A 21,154-nucleotide genomic window follows, 5' to 3' on the forward strand; every position below is an offset into this window, starting at 1 on the left:
AAATTTAAAGATTGGCGAAAACGAAGTTTAACCTGGCCAATTCAGTTTTAACTTGATTCATCCCTATTAAACCACCCGACATACCGCTAGTTTGCTGAAAAATATTAACCACTAGTTCATTTTTTTCCGCAGGTGTCATGCTCACGCTGAATTTAAAATATTTTACAAACGCTCCCAGCAAAATGCGTTGTATTCTGCTGCCTTTCTCTAAAATTAAATTACCAAAACCTTGGTCTTGTACTTTATATCCTTGTTGTTCTAAATGGTAAACAATTGTTTTCGTCATTTCCTCAACAGAGATATTTCCGTACAAATTTGAGATCAATCCATCTACAGTTTGAAGGTTTTTGATAAAATAGGGCATAATTATTTTAGTTGGTTTAAAACATTGAAAAGTTTTTTGTTAATTCCACTTCCACTGTAGTTGTTGATATTAATCACAATTACATATTTATTTCCGGCAGTATCGGTATGATAGCCTGCAAAAGCAGAAACATCATTTATTGTTCCACTTTTTATTTTCATGCCATTGTATTCTGGTAAACCTTTATGAAAATCGGTAAACCAGCTTTCTTTTTGAATCTGGAATAGAATGTTGGCCATTGCCGAGGTAGTTACTCTATCGCCAGGAGAAAGTCCGCTACCATCGATGATGTTCAAAGCTGTTTTATCGATTCCTTTTGCTGCCCAATAATTAATTTCTGTTTCTGCACCTTTGGCGGTTGTCGCTGGCTTTCCTGATTTTACGGCAATTGTTTTCAGCAAAGTTTCGCCGTATAAATTGATGCTTTTCTTTAAAAACCAATAACTGATTTCGCTCAACGCTGGTGAACTAATGGTGCTTATTTTTTGGCTTAGAGAGGAAATAGGCTGATTATTTAAAGCGAGGAGCCTTGCTGTTGTAGCGTCCAAACTTGTTGAAATTCCCAATTTCTTCAAGGTGTCCTGTAACCGATAAGCACAATCAAAGGCGGGATCAGGTGTGGCAACAGAGATACCGGATTTGCCAATACCCATTCCCCAACTACCACGTAAATAAGCTACATTGCTGTATGGCGGCAGAAAGGCATAACTTCGATCACCAGTTCCAGAAGCACCGGTTTTCAACTCATTTACCAACTTAATATAGGGCGTTTCAGGTACAGTTTTTATTACTTTAGCTTCATCAGCTGTGCTAGCGCCCGGACGTAAATGAATGTCGAACTGATTTTCTCTCCAGGATAAACCTGAAGTGCCTGCGCCGTAATAGTTTCCTATATCTTGCCAAACCCAGCCTTCTGGCGTAGTTTGTGTTCCGAAAACTCTATCATCACCAATAATCGAACCTTCAATTTTTTTAATTCCTGCAGCTTTGACAGCAGCAACCCATTGTGTTAAAACTGCATTTTCTTTATTTTGATAACGCCAGGAGCCAAGCGTGGGATCGCCACTTCCTATAATCACAAGATTTCCTTTTAAAGTGCCATCACTTGTGATGTTTCCAGTGTAGGCTAAGGTAGTTTGAAATTGGAAGTCTTTGCCTAAAATACTAAAAGCGGTGGCTGCGGTAATCGTTTTCAATGTTGATGCAGTAGCCAAACCAATTTGCTCATTCTTTGCAAACAGTGTTTTGCCGCTATTAGCATCTAACACACAGATTGATAGGATGGCATGTTTCGCCTGCTCATCTGCTAATAAATTATTGAAAGCTTTTTCGAGGTTTTGAATTTTGTTTTGGGCAAAAGATTGAAAAGATAGCGCAATTAAGATTATGGTTAGTTTAAATATCTTCATTGTAAATATTTACATTAAAAAGCTCGAATAGTTTTTTTTATTAATAACAGCTGTTGTGTTTATAAAATAAGCATCTGTAAAAGTAGTTGGAAATTTAACTTTTTTGTTTTCGTTCCATTTAATTTCCATTGCATTGATACCTCCGTCAACTTCTTCAATCAAATCTATTTCTTGTTGCTGAAAACTTCTCCAGAAATAATATTTAGCAAATTTTCTTTTGTTGTTGTTCCTTTTTATGTATTCTGATATAATATAATTTTCAAATAGTGCTCCTGTATCCTGTCTTAATCCCAATGGGCTAAAATTTTGGATTATAGCATTTCGGATTCCATTATCATAAAAATATATTTTTCTGCTCTTTTTTATCTCGTTTGGAAGATTTTTGCTGAAAGCTGTAAGCTTAAAAATTATAAAGCATTGTTCTAACAAATCGATATACTTTTCTACCGTTTGTTTATCTGCATCGATAATTTGCCCAAGTTCTTGGTAAGAAACTTCATTTCCCATCTGTAAAGCCAACGCCTGAACCAATTTTTCTAACTGTAGCGGTTTTCGGATGCTGGTTAATGATAAAATATCCTTAAATAAATAGTTGTTTGTTAAATTCAATAACAGTTCTTTTTCTTCACCAGGATAGTTGATGGCATCAGGATAACTGCCATAAATCAATCTCTTTTCCAAGGCCTGTTCTTCAGCTAATAAATTTTTGTTATTCGCCAATTCTGATATTGAAAAAGAGAAGAGGTTGTACTCAAATTTCCTGCCTGTAAGCGGTTCTTTTATTCCCGTAGCTAGTTCCAATGAAGACGAACCCGTTACCAGTAACTGTATATCAATGAAATTATCAACTATTATTTTTAAAGTCAATCCAATCCCACCTACTCTTTGTGCCTCATCAATAAAAATTATTTTATTATTCCCGATAATCGATTTAAGTCTTTCAAAGCTTGTGTTTTCTAGTGTATTACGAACTTCGGCCTCATCGCAATTTAAAAAAATAGATGGTAATCCAGTTTCTTTAACTAATTCTTTTAATAAGGTTGTTTTACCTACTTGCCTTGCACCAGTTAAAATAATGGCTTTTCCTTTAAAAAACTTTGATTTAATAACTGAATTACGATAACTTTTTCTTTTAAAAAAGCGATGTGTTTATTCACATCGCTTTTTATATAGTTGTTATGCTGAACTTATTCCAGCACCTTATAAATAAGACTTTGAAACAAGTTCAAGGAAGGAGTTTATTTTTAAACTAATTCTTTTTGAATTAAGTACTCTGCAATTTGAACTGCGTTGGTTGCAGCACCTTTGCGCAAATTATCTGCAACAATCCAAAGGTTTAAAGCTTTCGGCGCTGATTCATCTCTACGAATACGACCAACAAAAACCTCATCTTTCTCATGTGCATCTTTTGGCATTGGGTATTTTAAGTTTGCTACATCATCAACAACGATAATACCAGGTGATTTTTCTAAAATACTACGCACTTCAGCTAAATCGAAATCGTTTTCAAATTCGATGTTAACCGATTCTGAGTGACCGCCCATTACCGGAATACGAACAGTTGTCGCCGTAACTTTAATGTTGTTATCGCTCATGATTTTATTGGTTTCCTTCACCATTTTCATTTCTTCTTTGGTATAACCATTCTCCATGAAAACGTCGATATGAGGAAGCACATTTAAATCGATTTCATAAGGATAAGCTTTCGGGCCGTCAATGCCTTTGCGCTCATTCATTAATTGTTCAACAGCTTTAACGCCCGTTCCGGTAACCGATTGATATGTAGAAACCACCACACGTTTAATTTTGTATTTATCGTGCAATGGTTTTAAAACCACTACCATTTGAATGGTAGAACAGTTTGGATTAGCAATAATTTTATTGTCGATAGAAAGCTCGTGCGCATTAACCTCCGGAACGATTAATTTAACCGCAGGGTCCATTCTCCATGCCGAAGAGTTATCGATAACGGTTGTTCCAGCTTCTTTGAAACGAGGTGCATGCTCTAATGAAGTATTACCTCCGGCAGAGAAAAGAGCGATATCTGGTCTCATGCCAATTGCAGTGTCCATGCTAACGATTGGGAACTTCTTACCCTTAAAAGTAATCTCCTTACCAACACTCTTTTCTGATGCCACGGGAATTAACTCTGTTAAAGGGAAATTTCTCTCCTCCAATACTTTTAACATAACGGTACCAACCAATCCGGTTGCACCTACAACTGCTACTTTCATTTTAGATTTTAATTATTATATTTATTAAACATTTGATATAAGCCCAAATATGGTAAAAATTACGCTTATATTCCTATTGTTATTCTTTAAATTTACGGTTGATCTTCTAAGTCCTATATTTTCTACGGAATTTATAGGCAATGACACGTTTTCCATCCCAACGTTCGCCAAGAAAACCCTTATAAGTATTAAACAGAGAAATCCATTTAATATTATCAGCAAAGGCGATATTCTGATTTCTGAAATTTTATTTAATCCGAGATTGGGAGGAGTTGATTTTGTTGAGATATACAATAATTCTGATCACGGAATTGATTTGATGGAATTACAGCTGGCAAACGCAAATGCTGCTGGGGAACCTGCAAGCATTAAAAATGTCTCTTCGGCAAAGCTGATGATAGCGCCAGGAAGTTATTGGGTAGTTACCACCAATCAAGTGAATATCAAGATAAATTACCAAACAAAGTTTCCAAATCAATTTGTGCAGATTAGTAGTTTGCCCGCATTTAACAATGATAAAGGAGTGGTCATTTTATTGAGCAATAATCAGGTGCTAGATCGGTTGGACTACAATTCGAAAACTCATCATCCTTTAATTCAGGATGGAGACGGGATTTCTCTGGGGCGTGTTTCATTTAATGCCGGCGCAAACGAAGCGGGTAATTTTAAATCAGCAGCGGCTACTCGGGTTTCGCCACACCAACTTATAGGAATTCTCAAGAATTGACTGACGATGAAAATTTCGCTCGCTTTATATCTAAAACTTTTTCACCTGATGGCGATAACTTTGAGGATTTGATGATACTCCAATATCAACTTGCTGCGAACGAAAGTTTAGCTACGGTTAACATTTACAATGATAAAGGAAAATTAGTGAGGCAATTACTAAAAAACCAAACCATTGGTACAAATGGGAATTTAACCTGGGATGGAGTAGGAGAGAACGGGGAGAAAGCCGCTGTGGGCATCTACGTTATTTTGTTTGAGATTTTCGATTTAAATGGAAATACGAAACGGATCAAAAAAACGTGTGTATTGGCCCGGAAGCTGGATTAAAGCGGTCGTTTTTTAGGATCTTTTCTGTTATCCCAAAATGTCAATAGCTCAATGTTCTGATTTCTTAAGGTGTAAAAAGACTTACATGTGGAACGATTACACACCTGAAGGTATCTGAATCCTTGGAATATTGAAATAAGTTCGGATTATTAGAAATTAATATTAACAATCTTTCGGTACGGGTGATGAAAGATTTGATTTCTTTCATGGTCAAATTTTCATCCAGAAAATCGTGGATTTCAATATAGGAAGTTTTTGCAATAGGCGACCAAATTATTGCGTGCATAAAGCTACTTGTTCATGAAAGATTTAGTTATTTCTTGCATTACGATTTCGTGGGGAATGCCTTTTCCTTCAGTCAATTCGGATTTCGCTTCATTAATCTGATTTTTCAATTCCTCTGGTAAATGTTTCGAGAAATCTTCGTTGTAAAGCCCTAAAAGCGATTCAATTTCTTTTAAAACTAAATCGTTATCGGTTTGAATAATACCTTCTACAATTTTATATTTTGCTGCAATATCTATAATCCATTATAGTTTTAACAAAAATACGATTTATAACAATAAAACTAATACACCATAATCATATAAACCCTCAACAGACTATATCAAATTTGCCTTAATATAATCGCAGCTCGTTTTGATTGAGCCTATCGGATTTGGATTGTAATTATTTTCATGCTCTACAAAAAAGTGCTTCATGCCTGATAATTTAGCTTCGACAAAAATTGATTTAAAATCAATTGAACCTTTGCCAACTTCTGTATTCTGTTCAGGCTTGGCTTTATCCATGTCTTTAACATGCCACATGGGGAAACGACCCGGATACTTTTTAAATAAAGCCAACGGATCGTTTCCTGAGCGAGCAACCCAATATAAATCAAGTTCAAAATTGACAAGATTTTTATCAGTTTCAGTTAAAAAAACATCGTAACCTGTAATATCACCTAATTTTTTAAATTCGAAATCGTGGTTATGATAAGCGAATTTCAAGCCAGCATTTTTTGCCAGTTCGGCAACTTTATTAAAATCAGAAGCAGTCTTTTTAAAACCATCAATACCTTTCTTAGTATCCACCTGGGCACCCGCAATGGTGAAATATTTTCCGCCAATAATTGCGGCTGCTTCTATGTCGGCTTTCAATTTGTCGGTATTGCCGTTTTTAGAAAATGCATCCATTAAATAATGTCCGCTGGGTGCTTTTAAGCCGTTTGCCTTAAGCAAAGCTTTAAATTCTTTTGGGGTTAAGCCCCAGAATTTTCCATCGGCAAAACCATAAGTTTCTACTTCCTTATATCCCGCCTCGGCAACTTTCTCCATTACGCCTTGTACATTTTTTGGTAGTTCATCACGCAGTGTGTAGAGCTGAAGCCCCACTGTTTTATTCACTTTATCAAAAGCGAAAGAAGGGATAACCAAAGAAGCACCTGCCATTAGGCCGGCTTGTTTTAAGAAAGTTCGTCTAGCGTTCATAGAAATTAAAGTTATAAAATATTCTTTTTCAAATATGCACAACTAGCCGCAACAGATTCCATTGGATTTGGCTTATAGTTTGTTTCATGTTCAACAAAGAAGTGTTTCATCCCTGACAGTTTTGCATCTGCAAAAATCGGTTTCCAGTTAATGCTGCCCGAACCAACTTCGGTGTTTAATGCCGGATTTGTTTTATCCATGTCTTTTACATGCCACATGGTGAAACGACCTGGATTATCAGTAAACAACTTAATTGGATCGTTTCCAGAGCGAACTACCCAATATAAATCCAATTCGAAATCAACTAAATTTTTGTCTGTTTCGTTTAATAAGATTTGATAACCAGTAGTTTCTCCAAGTTTCTGGAATTCGAAATCGTGGTTATGATAAGCCAATCTTAGGCCAGCATCTTTACACATTTTACCTGCCACATTAATTTTTGCGGCAATTTTTTTATAATCTTCAGCAGTTTTTCTGATGCTTTGATCCAACCATGGAATGGTTACATACTCGCTACCCAATATCTTTGCAGCAACAATTGCCTCCTCTAGTTCGGCAGTATTGCCATCAGTTAAGTAACTTCCCAAGCCGTAATGTCCACTTGGTGCTTTTAAGCCGTTGGCATCTAAAAGTTTCTTAAACTCAATTGGGTTCATGCCCCAAAATTGATCTTTGATAGAAAAACCGTAAAGTTCAACTTCCGTGAAACCAGCTTTAGCTACTTTTTCGATAGTGCCTTTTACATCTTTTGGCAACTCAGCCCTTAATGAATACAATTGCAATCCTACTGCTTTCTTTTGCGCTACGCATCCAATTGATGGAGCTAAAATTACTGTTGCAATTGCTAAACAGCTGTTGATGATAAAACTTTTTCTTGATAACATATTAATTGATTAAATATCGCAAATTGAAACAGCTTGCTTTAATGAGGCCATTCGATCTGCATTTTTAGGAATAAACTCTTGTGCTACAAAACCTTTAAAGCCGGTTTCTGCAATGGCTTTCACGATGGCAGGATAATTCAGTTCTTGCGTTTCATCAATCTCGTTTCTGCCTGGTACGCCTGCAGTGTGATAGTGCGCAAAGTATTGATGGTTATTTTTAATGGTTGAAATTACATCTCCTTCATCTACCTGCATGTGGTAAATATCGTAAAGTAATTTGAAGTTTTCAGAATCTAATCGCTTACAAAGTTCAACTCCCCATGCGGTTTTACTGCATTGATAATCTTGATGATCGATTTTGCTGTTGAGCAATTCCATCACCAGCATTACTTGATGTTGCTCTGCCAAAGGAATGAGTTGTTTTAACGCTTCTACACAATTATTCCAACCGGTTTCATCATCGATGCCTCTTCTATTACCACTAAAACAAATTAAGTTTTTATAACCTGCTTTGGCAACCAATGGAATCATTTCCGAATAATTGTTGATCAAGGTTTTATGAAATTGTTTGTCATTAAAGCCATCAACTAAATTAATTTCGGCACCATTACACATCGACGACTTTAAACCATGCTTTTTCAATATCGGCCAATCTTCTGGGCCAACCAGGTCGATGCCGGTAAGCCCCATTTTTTTACCCTCAATGCAAAGTTCATCCAAACTGAAATCGTTAAAACACCAACGGCAAACCGAGTGATTGATATTGCCTTTTAACGGATGGTTTTGCATTAGTGATTCCATGTGTTAAATAAACAAACACCGACTGTGATCTAACAATCGGTGTTTAGTTAACTATTTTGAATAAGATTAAATGGCTTTAGCGTCTATTTCTGATTTCGTTTTATCGTTGAAAGTTAGTGCAAAGAGGATGAATACGACTAAAGCAATTCCTGCAGGAATGATCCAAATCATTTTCCAATCCATTGTGCCGTCAACAGCTTTATACGCGTCAGATATTTTTCCCGCAACCGCAAAACCTATAAGCATACCAACACCATATGTGGCTAAAGTAATTAAACCCTGAGCCGAACTTTTAAATCTTTCTCCAGCTTTAGAATTGGTATAAATTTGGCCCGAAACAAAGAAAAAATCGTAACATACCCCGTGAAGCGCAATACCTAAGATGAGCATGAAACTTAATTCTCCGGCGTTTCCGTAAGCAAACAATGCGTAACGAACTGCCCAAGCTAACATACCTACTAAAATGGTCATTTTGAAGCCAAAGCGTTTGAAGAAAATTGGAATAAATAATAAGAAAATCACTTCTGATGCTTGACCGATGGTCATTTTTCCTGTAGGATTATCCATTCCGATATTTGATAGGAAAGGATTAGCATTTTGATAGTAAAATGCCAATGGAATACAGATTAAAATGGAAGAGATAAAGAAAATTAAAAAGTTTCTATCTTTTAACAACTTTAATGCGTCTAAACCAATTAAATCTCCCACTTTTATTTTCTCGTTTGATGATACTTTAGGTGGCGTTTTTGGCAACGCAAAACTAAATAAGCCTAAAACAAGTGAAACAATTCCAGCCATTGCAAAGGTGTTTTTTAGCAAACCGCTTTCAGTTCCCTCTTTCGAATCCCAGTGGAAATAATAGCTAATGAGCAAACCTGCTGCAATCCAGCCAATGGTTCCCCAAATACGAATAGAAGAAAATTCCTTTTCAGGATCTTTCATTTGATTAAAGGATACCGAATTTACTAGCGCCAACGTAGGCATGAAGATGATCATGTAACCAAGTACATAAGGATAGAAGACGCTTATGTCGGTTGCATTATACATTTGATACATCAATATTGCTCCAATAATGTGCAACACGCCTAAAATTCTCTCTGCATTGAAGTATCGATCGGCAATTAAACCTACAATAAATGGTGCGATAATAGCACCCCATGATTGAGTTGAGAATACTGCTCCAGTTTCTGCTCCCGAAGCTTTTAAGTTATTACCCAGGAAGGTTCCCAGCGTTACAAACCAAGCTCCCCAGACAAAGAATTCCAGGAACATCATGGTAGAAAGTTTAAAGCGAGTAGTGCTATTCATTTGGTTTTTAAGTTGAATGTTGAGGCTGAAAAGTTCAAAGTGGTATAAAGGTTTAAATTTTTACTTTCTACTTTTTACTTTCCACTTTGTTATAGTTCTTTTATTGAAATGTTTTTGTACCAAACTTCATCGCCATGATCTTGCAATGCAATTTTTCCTGATCTGTAAGTTCCCCAGTTTTCCCATTTAGCAAACTTGCTTCCTGCAATTAGGTTTTTCCAGTTTTCATCCCAAAGGGTGGTTTTTACCACTTCAACGCCGTTTAAAACTAAAATTAAATTTCCTTTTTTGCTGATGATTTCTGCTTTGTTCCATTCACCAACGGGTTTAACAGGCTCTGATTTACTTTTAACCAAGTCATATAAATCACCAGAACGGTGTTTAGTGATTTTTCCATCAGGATGACCATCGTTATCTAACACCTGCATCTCTAAACCTGTAGAGTAGGTAGCATGATATTTTGGTTCCTCGTGTACGTAGAAAATAAGTCCGCTATTTGCTTTTGGAGCTACTTTCCACTCATATTTCAAGTGAAAATCTTTATATTCTTTATCGGTAACTAAATCGCCACCGCCCTCTTTTCCTTTAGTTTTAGGATCCAGGTGTAAGGCACCATCTTGAACTTGCCATGCGCTGCCTACGTTCGTTTTATTATACGTGTGCCAGCCTATTGTTGTTTTTCCATCAAATAAAGGCTTAAAACCTTTTTGAGCCTGAGAAATTTGAGTAACTGCCAACAAAATGCAGGCAGATAGAACGAGTTTTTTCATTGTGTGTATGTGAATAGACCTCGTAGATTATCAAAAGCTGCGAGGTCTGTAATCAAATTAAAGAGTTAAGTTATTCCAACCAGAACGGTATTCGCGTTTTACAAATTGATTTGCTTCATCGAAATTGGTAATTTTCATATTATCGTTATCCCAAAGCATTTTCATGTATCTTCCAGGATAGGTGTTTTTGCCGTTTACATTTTTCTTGATATCGAAACTTCTAATGGCCAGGTTTGCCATCAATAGTGCTTCCGTTAGCGGACCAGCGATTTCGAATGGAGAACTTACTTCCTGTTTTCCATAACCTGCAATTGCGGCATCAACCCATTGCGCATAATGACCATTTGCGCCATCTTTTACACGGGCATATTTTTCTTTAACTTTAATGTCTTTGTTTCTGCTTAAAGGCAATAATTTAGGGTTTGCACTATAAGTTTCAGACATCATTTTGCCTTTTGTACCGATAAATAAGGTACCGTTACCACCATCGCCAAATGTTTCATTTGCTTCAAGTTCTGCTGGGCGTTCTGGCTGAATTCCGCCGTCCATCCAATGCAAAGTAACATCACCTTTGGTTTTGTCTGTTTTAGGGAACTTTAAAGTAACATGGCTAGATGGAGGGCAGCTTTCAGGGAAATATCCACGTTTAAATTCATCAACGTAAACAGAACCCACACTTGCCTCAACCTCTTTTGCATATTTTAAATTCAGTACACTAAACGGAGCCTCAATTAAGTGGCAACCCATATCACCTAATGCACCTGTTCCATAATCCCACCAGCCACGCCAATTAAAAGGAACTAATTTATCTACGAAATCTTTTTCAGGAGCGGTACCTAGCCATAAATTCCAGTCTAATTCTTTTGGGATATCAGCCTTTTTAGCAGGCCAGGGAATACCTTGAGGCCAAACCGGACGATCAGTCCATGCATAAACCGTATGTACATCACCTATTAACCCGGCCTCGTACCATTCTTTCATTTGACGGGGACCATCGTTTGATGCACCCTGGTTACCCATTTGAGTTACCACCTTATATTTCTTTGCAGCGGCAGTTAAAATACGGGCTTCATAAATATCATGTGTTAAAGGTTTTTGAACATATACATGTTTACCCAATTGCATCGCTGCTAGTGCCTGGATAGCATGGTTATGATCGGGAGTAGAGATAGATACTGCATCGAAATTTTTATGCTCTTTATCTAACATCTCACGATAATCCTTATAATATTTTGCTTTAGGGAAATTTTTAACGCTTGTTGCTGCCCTGCGGTCATCTACATCACATAGGTAAGCAATATCGGCTTTTCCACTTTTAGCAAACATATTAATGTCGCTCTGGCCTTTGCCACCAACACCAATACTGGCAATAATTAAACGGTCGCTTGGAGCTAAATAGCCCGGTCCACCCAAAACATGGCGTGGAACGATCATAAATGCAGCTGCAGCTATGGCGCTTGTTTTAATAAAATCACGGCGGTTAGTTGTGCTTTTATTTTCTTGATCTGTTTTCATTTAGTATCTGAAGTTTAATAGGGATTTTAGCTTATTTTTTCTTCAACGAAAGAATGTATTTAACCATCAATTTAGCATCTGCTGGTTTAAGTGTAGAGTGAGCTGTCATTGGCATAGTACCCCAAACCCCTGTACCACCTTTAATAATTTTATCAGCCAGGTAATTGATATTTTTTTCTGTAGCTGGATATTTTTTAGCGATCTCAGTATATGAGGGACCGATAATTTTATTCACTTTGTTGTGGCAGCCAATACAATCTGATTTGTTAATCAATTTCTCGCCTGCACTCATTTGAAGCTCATGATTGGTTGAACTAGCCGTTGCAATCACCATTTTCTCCTTCTCTAAATCTGCGCTTGAAAAAGACGCCATAAGTATTACTATTGCGCCTAAACCTAAAAATGTTTTTTTCATTGTGTGTGTGTTGTTAATCTTGTAATCCTAATATTTTCTTGTTGAAAGCGCTATCACTGCCCGATGCTGCAAAATCATCAAATGCTTTGTCCGTTACGTTGATAATGTGTTTCTGGATAAATTCAGAACCTTCGCGAGCACCATCTTCTTGATTTTTAATGCAACATTCCCATTCCATAACGGCCCAACCTTTAAAGTCGTATTGCGCTAATTTACTGAAAATGGTTTTAAAATCAACTTGCCCATCGCCAGGAGACCGATATCTACCTGCTCGGTTGGCCCAACTCTGGTATCCACCAAAAGTACCTTGTTTACCTGTCGGATTAAACTCAGCATCTTTAACATGAAAGGCTTTAATTCTTTCGTGATAAAAATCAATGTACTGAATGTAATCCAATTGCTGCAACACAAAGTGAGATGGATCATACAATAAGCATGCCCGAGGATGATTATTTACCGCTGCAAGGAACATTTCATAAGTTTCTCCATCAAATAAATCTTCCCCAGGATGAATTTCATAGCAAACATCAACCCCGCAATGGTCAAACTCGTTCAATATTGGTGTCCATCGCTTTGCCAATTCTGCAAATCCTTCTTCTACTAAACCGGCAGGCCTTTGTGGCCATGGATGAAAATATTGCCACAGCAAAGAACCGCTAAATGTAGCATGTGCATTTAAACCCAAGTTTTGCGAAGCTTTAGCTGCATATTTCATTTGTTGAACTGCCCACTCGGTTCTGGCTTTTGCATTGCCATGAACTTCTTTTGGTGCAAAAGCATCGAATAAATCGTTGTATGCCGGGTGCACAGCCACCAACTGACCCTGTAAATGTGTAGAAAGTTCTGTGATTTCTAAACCATAAGAAGCAATAGTACCTTTCAGCTCATCAGCATAAGTCTTGCTTTCTGCAGCTTTTTGAAGATCGATAAATCTGGCATCCAAAGTCGGCATTTGAATACCTTTAAATCCTAGCCCGGCAGCCCATTGGCAAATATGATCCAAAGAATTGAAGGGCGCTTCATCACTAATAAATTGCGCTAAAAATACTCCGGGTCCTTTTAAAGTTGTCATGCTTAATTTTAAAATTTATAATCCCACCATTTCTGATCGGATTTACTCGAATCTACTACGTTTTCAATAAATGCCATTCCACGAATTCCGTCTTCCGCATTTGGAAAATCAAGCATTTCTGCAGTAGGCTGTTCATTATTTAGTTTTGCATTTACCGTTAAGGCGAAGTTTTTATAGATATTAGCAAAGGCTTCTAGGTAACCTTCTGGATGCCCACCAGGTGTACGGGTATTGTGTTGTGCAAAACTGCCCATGTAACCGTTTCCTGTTCTGTAAATTTGAGCAGGAGCGTTAGACCATTTTACAATTAAGGTATTTGGCTCCATTTGGTGCCACTCTAAGCCACCTTTTTCTCCATATAGCTTAATTTTTAAGGCATTTTCCTCACCAGCAGCAATTTGCGATGCGATTAAAACTCCGTTTGATCCGTTATCAAATTTCAATAAAACGTTTCCGTCATCATCAATGGCTCTCCCGGGAACAACGATATTTAAATCGGCACAAATTTTAGTAATCTGCAAACCAGAAATATATTCGGCAAGATGAGCAGCGTGGGTGCCAATGTCGCCCATGCTACCGCTTTTCCCTGTTTTAGAGGGATCAGTTCTCCAAGCGGCTTGTGCATTTCCTTCTCTTTCTGATAAAGTACTAAGCCAACCTTGGGGGTATTCAACAATAATTTTTCTGATTTCGCCTAAAGCACCTTCGCCAACCATTTGTTTGGCTTGCTTAACCATCGGGTAACCCGAATAAGTATGGGTTAAACAAAGCGTTAATCCAGTTTCATCAACCTTTGCTTTCAGCTGTTTCGCTTCTTCTAACGTTAATGTCATTGGTTTTTCTATCACCACATTAAAGCCGTGTTCTAAGGCCATCATTGCTGGCGCAAAGTGTGCGAAATTCGGGGTTACAATCGTTACGAAGTCAATTTTTTCATCAGCAGGCAATTCGCTTTCTGCTTTGATCATCTCTTCGTAATTGCTATATATTCTGTTATCCGGAAGGAACAATAGTTTTCCGGATTCGTACCCAACTTCGGGATTTACACTTAAGGCTCCGGCAGAAAGTTCGATTAAACCATCCATGTTCGCAGCCAGGCGATGTACAGCACCGATAAACGCGTCTTTACCGCCGCCTATCATGCCCATTCTTAATTTTCTCTTCATCATTAAAAAGTGGTAAGTTGTAAGTTATAGGTTTTACGTAAAACCTATAACTTACAACTTATAACCAATTTATATATTATTTTTCTTTAGCTCTTTTACAGCATAATCTGCTGCACGGGCGGTTAATGCCATAAAAGTTAAGGATGGATTTTGACAAGCGATTGATGGCATACAAGCTCCGTCTGTTACGAAAACGTTGCTCACTTCATGCATTTGATTCCACTTGTTAAGCACTGAAGTTTTTGGATCGTTGCCCATTCTAGCCGTTCCCATTTCATGGATAGCCATGCCTGGATAACAGCCGTTGTCGAATGTTTTGATGTTTTTTAATCCTGCTTTTTCTAACATTTCAGCAGCATCATTCATCATATCAACTCGCATTTTCTTCTCGTTTTCTTTGTACTCGCAATCAATGGCTAATACTGGCTGTCCCCACTTGTCTTTTTTAGTTTTATCGATGTATACTTTATTTTCGTAGTAAGGTAACATTTCACCAAAACCACCTAAGCCCATGGTCCATTTACCGGGTTTGGTCATTTTCTCTTTCAAGCCTGAACCAAATGATAATTCGGCCACATCGCTTTGCCAGTTACTTCTATTTGCACTGCCTTGATAACCGAAACCACGTAAATAATCGCGTTTGTCGTTACCAATATTCTGGTAGCGTGGAACATAAATTCCATTTGCACGGCGGCCATAAGTGTATTTATCATCGAAACCTTCTGCTTCGCCATTGGCACCACAACGGAAATGGTGATCCATTAAGTTGTGACCTAACTGACCACTTGCATTACCCAAACCGTTTGGATGAGCATCTGAGGTAGAGTTTAATAAAATAAATGTTGTACCCAATGTAGAACCATTAACGAAAACAATTTTCGCGTAGAATTCCATTGTTTCATTGGTTTGTGCATCGATTACCATTACTCCTTTTGCTTTCTTAGTATCCTTATCATAAATAATGTGGTTTACGATAGAATATGGTCTAAGTGTTAAGCGTTTGGTAGCCATTGCTGCCGGTAGGGTAGAAGATTGCGTAGAGAAATATGCTCCAAAAGGGCAACCACGGCTACATAAATTTCTGTATTGGCAATTACCGCGGCCTTTATGCGGAACGGTAAGGTTAGCTACACGACCGATCATCATGATACGTTCTCTGTTGTAAGCTTCCTCAATACGTTTTTTAACAGATTTTTCTACAATGTTCATATCCATTGGAGGAAGAAATTCTCCATCCGGACAAAGTGGCCAGTTTTCTTTTGATCCACTGATCCCTGCAAATCGCTCTGCGTAATCATACCATGGAGATAATTCTTTATAACGTACTGGCCAATCGTTTCCGTGGCCGTCTTTGGCGTTATCTTCAAAGTTATGATCACTAAAACGATAACTTTGGCGGCCCCACATTAATGATTTTCCACCTACATGGAAACCGCGGTACCAGTCGAAACGCTTATCTTCCGTATAAGGACATTCCAAATCGTTCACCCACCATTTTTCATTGGCTTCCTGATAAGGATAATCTCTTTTTTGTACAGGGTGTGTACGTTTTTGTTCTTCGGTTAATTTACCTGCATGCTGAAATTCCCAAGGGCTTTTCATCGCGTTTTCATAACCGGTAATGTGCTCGATGTTCATTCCTCTTTCGAGCATGAGTACTTTTAGTCCTTTTTCGGTAAGTTCTTTTGCAGCCCAGCCGCCACTAATCCCCGATCCTATAACAATAGCATCGTAAGTATTTTCTGCTTTTAAATTTGTATTTAAATTCATGATGTTTTGTTGTTGTAGTTTAGAAATTAGGTTGCCCAAGATTTTTGTCCAGGTTTTAATGGTGCACTTCCGTCATACCTTCCGGGAACAAGGATGTATTCACGAGCTTGTGTACAACCAATTTCTGAAGCGTAATAGCCTAGTAAAGTTAAATCTCTGGCTGTGATAAAGAAGTAAGCCAGATCTTCGTTTTCAGGTGCTTTGGTTTCTTTTTGAGCGATAGACATGAGTCTTAAATCCACCATTAGTTTGGTGCGTTCTGCAACACTTAAGCTCATGTAATTTTTTCCAAAATCTTTCATTGCTTTTTCCTGAAGTTGCTCAAAGCCCTTTGCAAATGATGTTTGCATTTTAGCTGGATAACAATCCTTCATCATCATCGGAATAAATTTGCCTAAACCAGCAGCCTTGGCACCCGGAGATGACTTAGTGGTGGGCACGATAATGTTCGCAAATTCAGCAAAGATTTTTTCGTCCTGAACAGAGAATGATACAAAGTTTTTTTCGTTTTCAGGGAGCGTAAAACTTTCGAATAGAACGCCCATTGTGCTTGCAGATATCGCTCCTCCAAGTAAAAATGCGACGTTTTTGAGTGCTTCTCTTCTGTGCATCGTTGTATATTTTTTATATTGGTTCTTTATGCGTTGAATGAGTAATATTAGAAAAAATATGGCGTAATAATCAAATCTGATTGTTTAATTTAACAATCTGCAATGCGATTGTTACTACATAGAATTGTTCTAAATAAGTGATTATGACCGTCTCACTAACGTTTATTTGGTGTTTTTCTTTGTTCTATGCTTCGTGTGAATTATACAATATCTATATATAAAAGTAATATTCACTTGTAAAAAGAATGCCTAGGCTAAATCAAGTTGTTTTTGACATAGTTGTAACTCTCAGTTATACTTTGGTAAACGTCTTTTTTAATCAAATCTTGTTCGGTAAAAATATAATCTACGCCCGCCAATTTCGACTCCGCAAAAATACTTTTGAAATCAATTCTTCCTGAACCTACCTCGGCGAAAACACTTTTATCTTGTTTATCCATATCCTTAACATGAAACATTTTATAACGCCCAGGATTTTTCTTAAATAAATCTACAGGATTTAAGCCAGCATCTACAGCCCAGAAAATATCAAGTTCAAAACCTACGAGGTTGGCATCGGTTTCATTTAACAAAATATCGTAGCCAGTGGCGCCATTTCCCTGATCTTTATATTCAAAGTTATGGTTATGGTAAGCTAATTTTAAACCAGCCTTTTTACAAAGTTCGCCTGCAGTATTAAATTTAGCAGCCATTCTTTTGTAATCATCTAAAGTTCCGTTTGCTCGTACATCGGTTGGAAGGGCAGGAATAACAAAATATTTTTGTCCAACACTGTGTGCCACTTCAATATGTGTTTTAAGTATTTCATCATCTCCGCTTGATAAAAATTCGGATGTATTGTAATGCCCGCTAGGCGAAGTGAGTTTATTTTCTTTCAATAATCGATTAAAATCTTTGGCTGGTAAACCCCAAAACCCTTTTACCTCATATTTGCCGGGATATCCGTAATAAGTTTCTACCTGATTATAACCAATTCTGGCCACCTGTTCGATCGTGGCTTTAACGTCGGCAGTAAGTTGCTCTCTTAACGTAAACAGACCTATGCCAATTTTCGAAATTTTAGCCTGTTGTGCCAATGCCGAAGTGATAATTGATGGACTTATAAATGCCGCGGCAGCTGCTAAACCTGCTTTTTGTAGAAATGATTTTCTTGTTGTCATGAAGTGTTAAATTAAAAAGCCGGAGCATAAACTCCGGCTTTGAATGTTAAAATGAATAAGCTAATGATCCCCAGAAAGTACGTTGAAGTAAAGTTCTGCCAATCATTAATTGACCAGGCGTTACGGTAGAGAAATCTCTAAACTGATCCCCACGAACATCACCTTCAGTCAACACTTTCGCATCTAACAAGTTGTCTGCCCAAAATCTTATCGCCACTTTTTTACTAAAGTTATAACCTGCCCCAGCTTTCATTACCACATATCCTGGTAACTTATAGCTTTCGCTAGGAGAGGTGAAGCGACTACCAACGTAGTTTGCCGCTACATATAAATTAAAATTTTTGAAATCGTAATTCGCTCCTAACTCTGTGTTTAAAACAGGAACCCGCTCAGTTCTATTTCCTGTGAAACTATACACGCGATTTCCGAATTCTGCTGCTACAGCGGCATTTCCACTAGTGTTGGCTTCGTAATCGGTATATTTCGAATCTTGTAAAGTCCCGGTAAATCTTAAACTTAAAGGTTTAAATATTTTATACGAAATTTCATACTCTGCACTCCAGGTACGGGTAGAACCAAAGGCAACCAAGGCTTGCTGGCCAGCTGCTACCGTTGGCACATTAATGGTTAACGAAACATTTTTAATTGCTGAGTAACTTCCAGAGGCGAAAATAGCCAGGTTGTTTTTAGCATATTTAAAACCTACTTCGCCTAAGAACACCGGGCGTTTTTTAATGTTAGCGCCGTTATAGGCAGATGCATTATAATCGCCAATATTTGGTGCATTGTACGCTTTAGTAGCACGAGCAAACATACTTGCTGTAGTGCTTATTTTATAATTTGCACCTACCGAAGCAGACCAGTTTGTTAACGTTTCATCGTAAGCGGTATATCCTAAAATATTAGGACTTGCAGCTGCTGCGATGTTCACTGTTCCGTTAGTATTCAATGCGTAATAAGGTCTGTCGCCCTTTACATTCTGGTTATCGATTCTGGCGCCAATATCCAAACGCCATTTGTCCGAAATTTTTATTTCATCGCCAGCATATAATGATAAAGTTCTGGTATTGCCAATAAAGGTGTTTTTGGTTTGTACTGTACGCTCCAGGGCATTTGGTGATTGTAATATAATGCTGGGGTGTTCCTTAAATTCGGTAAACGAACGGAAAGCAAAACGTAAATCATCTCTGTTGTATTGATGAATACCCGCACCAATGTTTAAACTGTGGTTTTTAATGGTTTTCTTCAAATCCAGGTAATTTACAAATTGAACATCCCTGTTGATTTGACCTTGTGCATTTGAGGTTACGACATAATCTCCTGAAACAAAAGGCGCTACAGCTCCACCGGGATAATAATAAGGAACTGCTGATGTTCTTGCGGTTATACCTGCAGGTGCAGTATAAGTACTGTTAGTATGGGTATTTTGGTAGCGGAAGTTGTTCACGATCTGCCACCCGCCATCTGTTAAATAATTAAATTGAAACCCTGCAGAACCCAGTTTGGTATGGATACCATCTTTTAAACTGAAGCTGTGAGCGCCGGTTGTAGGATCATTGTAACTCCAGTCAGTTTGTACAGGCACGATTGATTGCGTTGCCATGTTATAATCGCGGTAGGTGGTAGGCTTGCCTGTTCCATCGTAGGGATAATAACTGGTTAATAGAAACTGAACCTTATCGTTTAAGTACTTACCATATAGACGAATAAAGCCTTTGTTATTTTTGAAATTAAAAGTCATGTTGCCTTTAATTTGTCCACCTTGGTTAGCAGGATTAAAACCCTGATCTACAACACCGTTATCTGTACGATAAAAACCTCCAATGTTATATTTAATCTGATCGCTTATTTTACCGCCGGTGTTTCCATCAAAACGATATAAACCTTGAGAAAAGCCAGTTGTAAATTTAACCTGGCCATATTGTTTATCGGCACCAACGTAACTCAAATTATTAACCACCGCACCTGGTGTATTTGCTTGTATAATGGAAGCATTACCACCTCTTACAGCTTCAATATTTTGAATGGTTAAATCTGTTTTATAGTATTGATCTACCGAGGGATTGGTATTAAATCCGGTTGGCAAAAGTGGTAAGCCATCTTCTTGGATGCCTAAAAAGATGTATCCGCCTTGTTGTGGAAAACCACGTACCCAAACATTACCTGGTCCATCGCCACCCGTGCTTTCTACCGTTAAACCGGGTATCGCTTTTAATAAATCGGTACTGTTTAATGGCGCTCTATTGGTGATGTCTTTATTGCTTACGGAAGTAATGGCTACAGAACTTTCGAGTTTTTTCTTTGGGTTACCGCCCGTTACCATTACGCTTTCCAGTTGAAGATTATCCTCTGATAAGCTAATGCTAATGTTTTCATCGGCATTGCCAGCCGAAAGATTAACTTCTTTCGAAATGTAGCCTACATAACGTACCACTAATATGCGGCTATCAACAGTTAGTCCTTTAAGTGCGAAGTTTCCATTTTCATCGGTTGTGGTACCGATTGTTTTGCCTTTTACGGTTATAGAAACGCCGGGAATTGGATTGCCTTTGCTATCTAAAACCTTACCGGTAACTACACCATCGAAGGCTTTCAACAGTTCCAGGTTGTTATTGGCGGGAATAGAATAGAGTAAAATTTGGTCTTTAACTATCCTATATCCCACGTCATAACGTTTTAGCGAATTCTCAAGAAAGTATTTAAGTTTTTGGTTTACTACATTGATAGAGATTTTTCTATCAGAATTTATTAATTGCGGGCTGTATACAAACTTCACGTTTGCTAACTTTTCCGTTTTTGCAATAATGGTTTTAATATCTGTTTGATCGGCTTTGATCGAAATTGGTTTATTTAAAAATTCCTGAGCATCGACATTTTTGGCAAATGCAGCGCAAGTAAAAATAGTTATTGCAAGTATTTGGTAAATCGAAACTCTCATTGCATATATCGCCAGCGAAATAAGTTGATTTTTTTTCATAAATTTGGTTATTGTTCATTAAATGATTGGATTTATTGGACATAGAAATAACATGAATACATTCTAATGTATTTAACTCGCCGGCAATGCCCCACATTGTCGGCTTTGTTTTTAGAAGATATTATGGGTAGGTAGCGGCGGCTACTGACTGAAATAGGTTACTGCTTTCT

The 21,154-nt window shown here is 37.7% G+C and carries 20 protein-coding genes; 2 read left to right on the top strand and 18 right to left on the bottom strand.

Features of this window, described 5'->3' with window-relative positions; genetic code table 11:
• Positions 1-4: 4 nt before the first annotated feature.
• From OQZ33_RS06155 to OQZ33_RS06170, 4 genes are all read right to left on the bottom strand, one after another.
• Positions 5-364: a hypothetical protein gene (locus OQZ33_RS06155; RefSeq protein WP_265798178.1), complete on the bottom strand. Its 360-nt coding sequence runs from the start codon at positions 362-364 to the stop codon at positions 5-7.
• A 2-nt stretch (positions 365-366) separates the two neighbouring features.
• Positions 367-1,773, bottom strand: coding sequence for a D-alanyl-D-alanine carboxypeptidase/D-alanyl-D-alanine-endopeptidase (gene dacB / locus OQZ33_RS06160; protein WP_265798179.1), 1,407 nt, complete (start codon positions 1,771-1,773; stop codon positions 367-369).
• Between the two features lie 9 nt (positions 1,774-1,782).
• On the bottom strand, positions 1,783-2,880 hold the full coding sequence (locus OQZ33_RS06165) for an ATP-binding protein (protein ID WP_322975021.1): 1,098 nt from the start codon (positions 2,878-2,880) through the stop codon (positions 1,783-1,785).
• 137 nt (positions 2,881-3,017) lie between these two features.
• Entirely contained in the window at positions 3,018-4,007 is a 990-nt protein-coding gene (locus OQZ33_RS06170; protein ID WP_056851652.1) for an aspartate-semialdehyde dehydrogenase, read from the bottom strand.
• A 49-nt stretch (positions 4,008-4,056) separates the two neighbouring features.
• Between OQZ33_RS06170 and OQZ33_RS06175 the strand changes: the two genes are divergently transcribed.
• Both OQZ33_RS06175 and OQZ33_RS06180 read left to right on the top strand, forming a co-directional pair.
• Positions 4,057-4,734 carry a lamin tail domain-containing protein gene (locus OQZ33_RS06175; protein ID WP_265798181.1) on the top strand — a complete coding sequence of 226 codons (678 nt, stop codon included), beginning with the start codon at positions 4,057-4,059 and terminating at the stop codon, positions 4,732-4,734.
• A complete protein-coding gene (locus OQZ33_RS06180) occupies positions 4,731-5,063 on the top strand; it encodes a FlgD immunoglobulin-like domain containing protein (protein ID WP_265798182.1) in 333 nt (110 codons plus the stop codon). Before OQZ33_RS06175 ends, OQZ33_RS06180 begins: the two co-directional genes overlap by 4 nt.
• A 64-nt stretch (positions 5,064-5,127) precedes the next feature.
• Here OQZ33_RS06180 and OQZ33_RS06185 read toward each other — a convergent pair whose 3' ends face one another.
• The 14 genes from OQZ33_RS06185 to OQZ33_RS06250 all read right to left on the bottom strand — a co-directional run bounded on the left by OQZ33_RS06185 (position 5,128) and on the right by OQZ33_RS06250 (position 20,984).
• Positions 5,128-5,349 (bottom strand): hypothetical protein, encoded by a 222-nt coding sequence (locus OQZ33_RS06185; protein WP_265798183.1) that lies wholly within the window; start codon positions 5,347-5,349, stop codon positions 5,128-5,130.
• 316 nt (positions 5,350-5,665) lie between these two features.
• Positions 5,666-6,535, bottom strand: a complete 870-nt coding sequence (locus OQZ33_RS06190; RefSeq protein WP_265798184.1) for a sugar phosphate isomerase/epimerase family protein — start codon at positions 6,533-6,535, stop codon at positions 5,666-5,668.
• An 11-nt stretch (positions 6,536-6,546) separates the two neighbouring features.
• Positions 6,547-7,419: a sugar phosphate isomerase/epimerase family protein gene (locus tag OQZ33_RS06195; protein WP_265798185.1), complete on the bottom strand. Its 873-nt coding sequence runs from the start codon at positions 7,417-7,419 to the stop codon at positions 6,547-6,549.
• A gap of 9 nt (positions 7,420-7,428) precedes the next feature.
• Positions 7,429-8,220: a hydroxypyruvate isomerase family protein gene (locus OQZ33_RS06200; protein ID WP_265798186.1), complete on the bottom strand. Its 792-nt coding sequence runs from the start codon at positions 8,218-8,220 to the stop codon at positions 7,429-7,431.
• 66 nt (positions 8,221-8,286) lie between these two features.
• Complete coding sequence (locus tag OQZ33_RS06205; RefSeq protein WP_265798187.1) at positions 8,287-9,528, bottom strand: nucleoside permease; 1,242 nt, start codon at positions 9,526-9,528, stop codon at positions 8,287-8,289.
• Between the two features lie 89 nt (positions 9,529-9,617).
• Complete coding sequence (locus OQZ33_RS06210) at positions 9,618-10,298, bottom strand: 3-keto-disaccharide hydrolase (RefSeq protein ID WP_265798188.1); 681 nt, start codon at positions 10,296-10,298, stop codon at positions 9,618-9,620.
• 57 nt (positions 10,299-10,355) lie between these two features.
• Entirely contained in the window at positions 10,356-11,813 is a 1,458-nt protein-coding gene (locus OQZ33_RS06215; protein ID WP_056851659.1) for a Gfo/Idh/MocA family protein, read from the bottom strand.
• A gap of 31 nt (positions 11,814-11,844) precedes the next feature.
• The gene (locus OQZ33_RS06220; RefSeq protein WP_265798189.1) at positions 11,845-12,228 is read right to left on the bottom strand and encodes a c-type cytochrome; all 384 of its coding nucleotides are present in this window, start codon (positions 12,226-12,228) and stop codon (positions 11,845-11,847) included.
• 13 nt (positions 12,229-12,241) lie between these two features.
• Positions 12,242-13,300 (bottom strand): sugar phosphate isomerase/epimerase family protein, encoded by a 1,059-nt coding sequence (locus tag OQZ33_RS06225; RefSeq protein WP_265798190.1) that lies wholly within the window; start codon positions 13,298-13,300, stop codon positions 12,242-12,244.
• A gap of 8 nt (positions 13,301-13,308) precedes the next feature.
• Positions 13,309-14,466: a Gfo/Idh/MocA family protein gene (locus OQZ33_RS06230; RefSeq protein ID WP_265798389.1), complete on the bottom strand. Its 1,158-nt coding sequence runs from the start codon at positions 14,464-14,466 to the stop codon at positions 13,309-13,311.
• Between the two features lie 69 nt (positions 14,467-14,535).
• Complete coding sequence (locus tag OQZ33_RS06235; RefSeq protein WP_265798191.1) at positions 14,536-16,236, bottom strand: GMC oxidoreductase; 1,701 nt, start codon at positions 16,234-16,236, stop codon at positions 14,536-14,538.
• 26 nt (positions 16,237-16,262) lie between these two features.
• Positions 16,263-16,847 (bottom strand): gluconate 2-dehydrogenase subunit 3 family protein, encoded by a 585-nt coding sequence (locus tag OQZ33_RS06240; RefSeq protein WP_265798192.1) that lies wholly within the window; start codon positions 16,845-16,847, stop codon positions 16,263-16,265.
• Positions 16,848-17,101: 254 nt separating this feature from the next.
• The gene (locus tag OQZ33_RS06245) at positions 17,102-18,007 is read right to left on the bottom strand and encodes a sugar phosphate isomerase/epimerase family protein (RefSeq protein WP_265798193.1); all 906 of its coding nucleotides are present in this window, start codon (positions 18,005-18,007) and stop codon (positions 17,102-17,104) included.
• A 46-nt stretch (positions 18,008-18,053) separates the two neighbouring features.
• Positions 18,054-20,984 carry a TonB-dependent receptor gene (locus OQZ33_RS06250; RefSeq protein WP_265798194.1) on the bottom strand — a complete coding sequence of 977 codons (2,931 nt, stop codon included), beginning with the start codon at positions 20,982-20,984 and terminating at the stop codon, positions 18,054-18,056.
• Positions 20,985-21,154 lie beyond the last annotated feature (170 nt).

The organism is Pedobacter sp. MC2016-05 (genome assembly GCF_026239735.1).
Classification (GTDB): Bacteria; Bacteroidota; Bacteroidia; order Sphingobacteriales; family Sphingobacteriaceae; genus Pedobacter.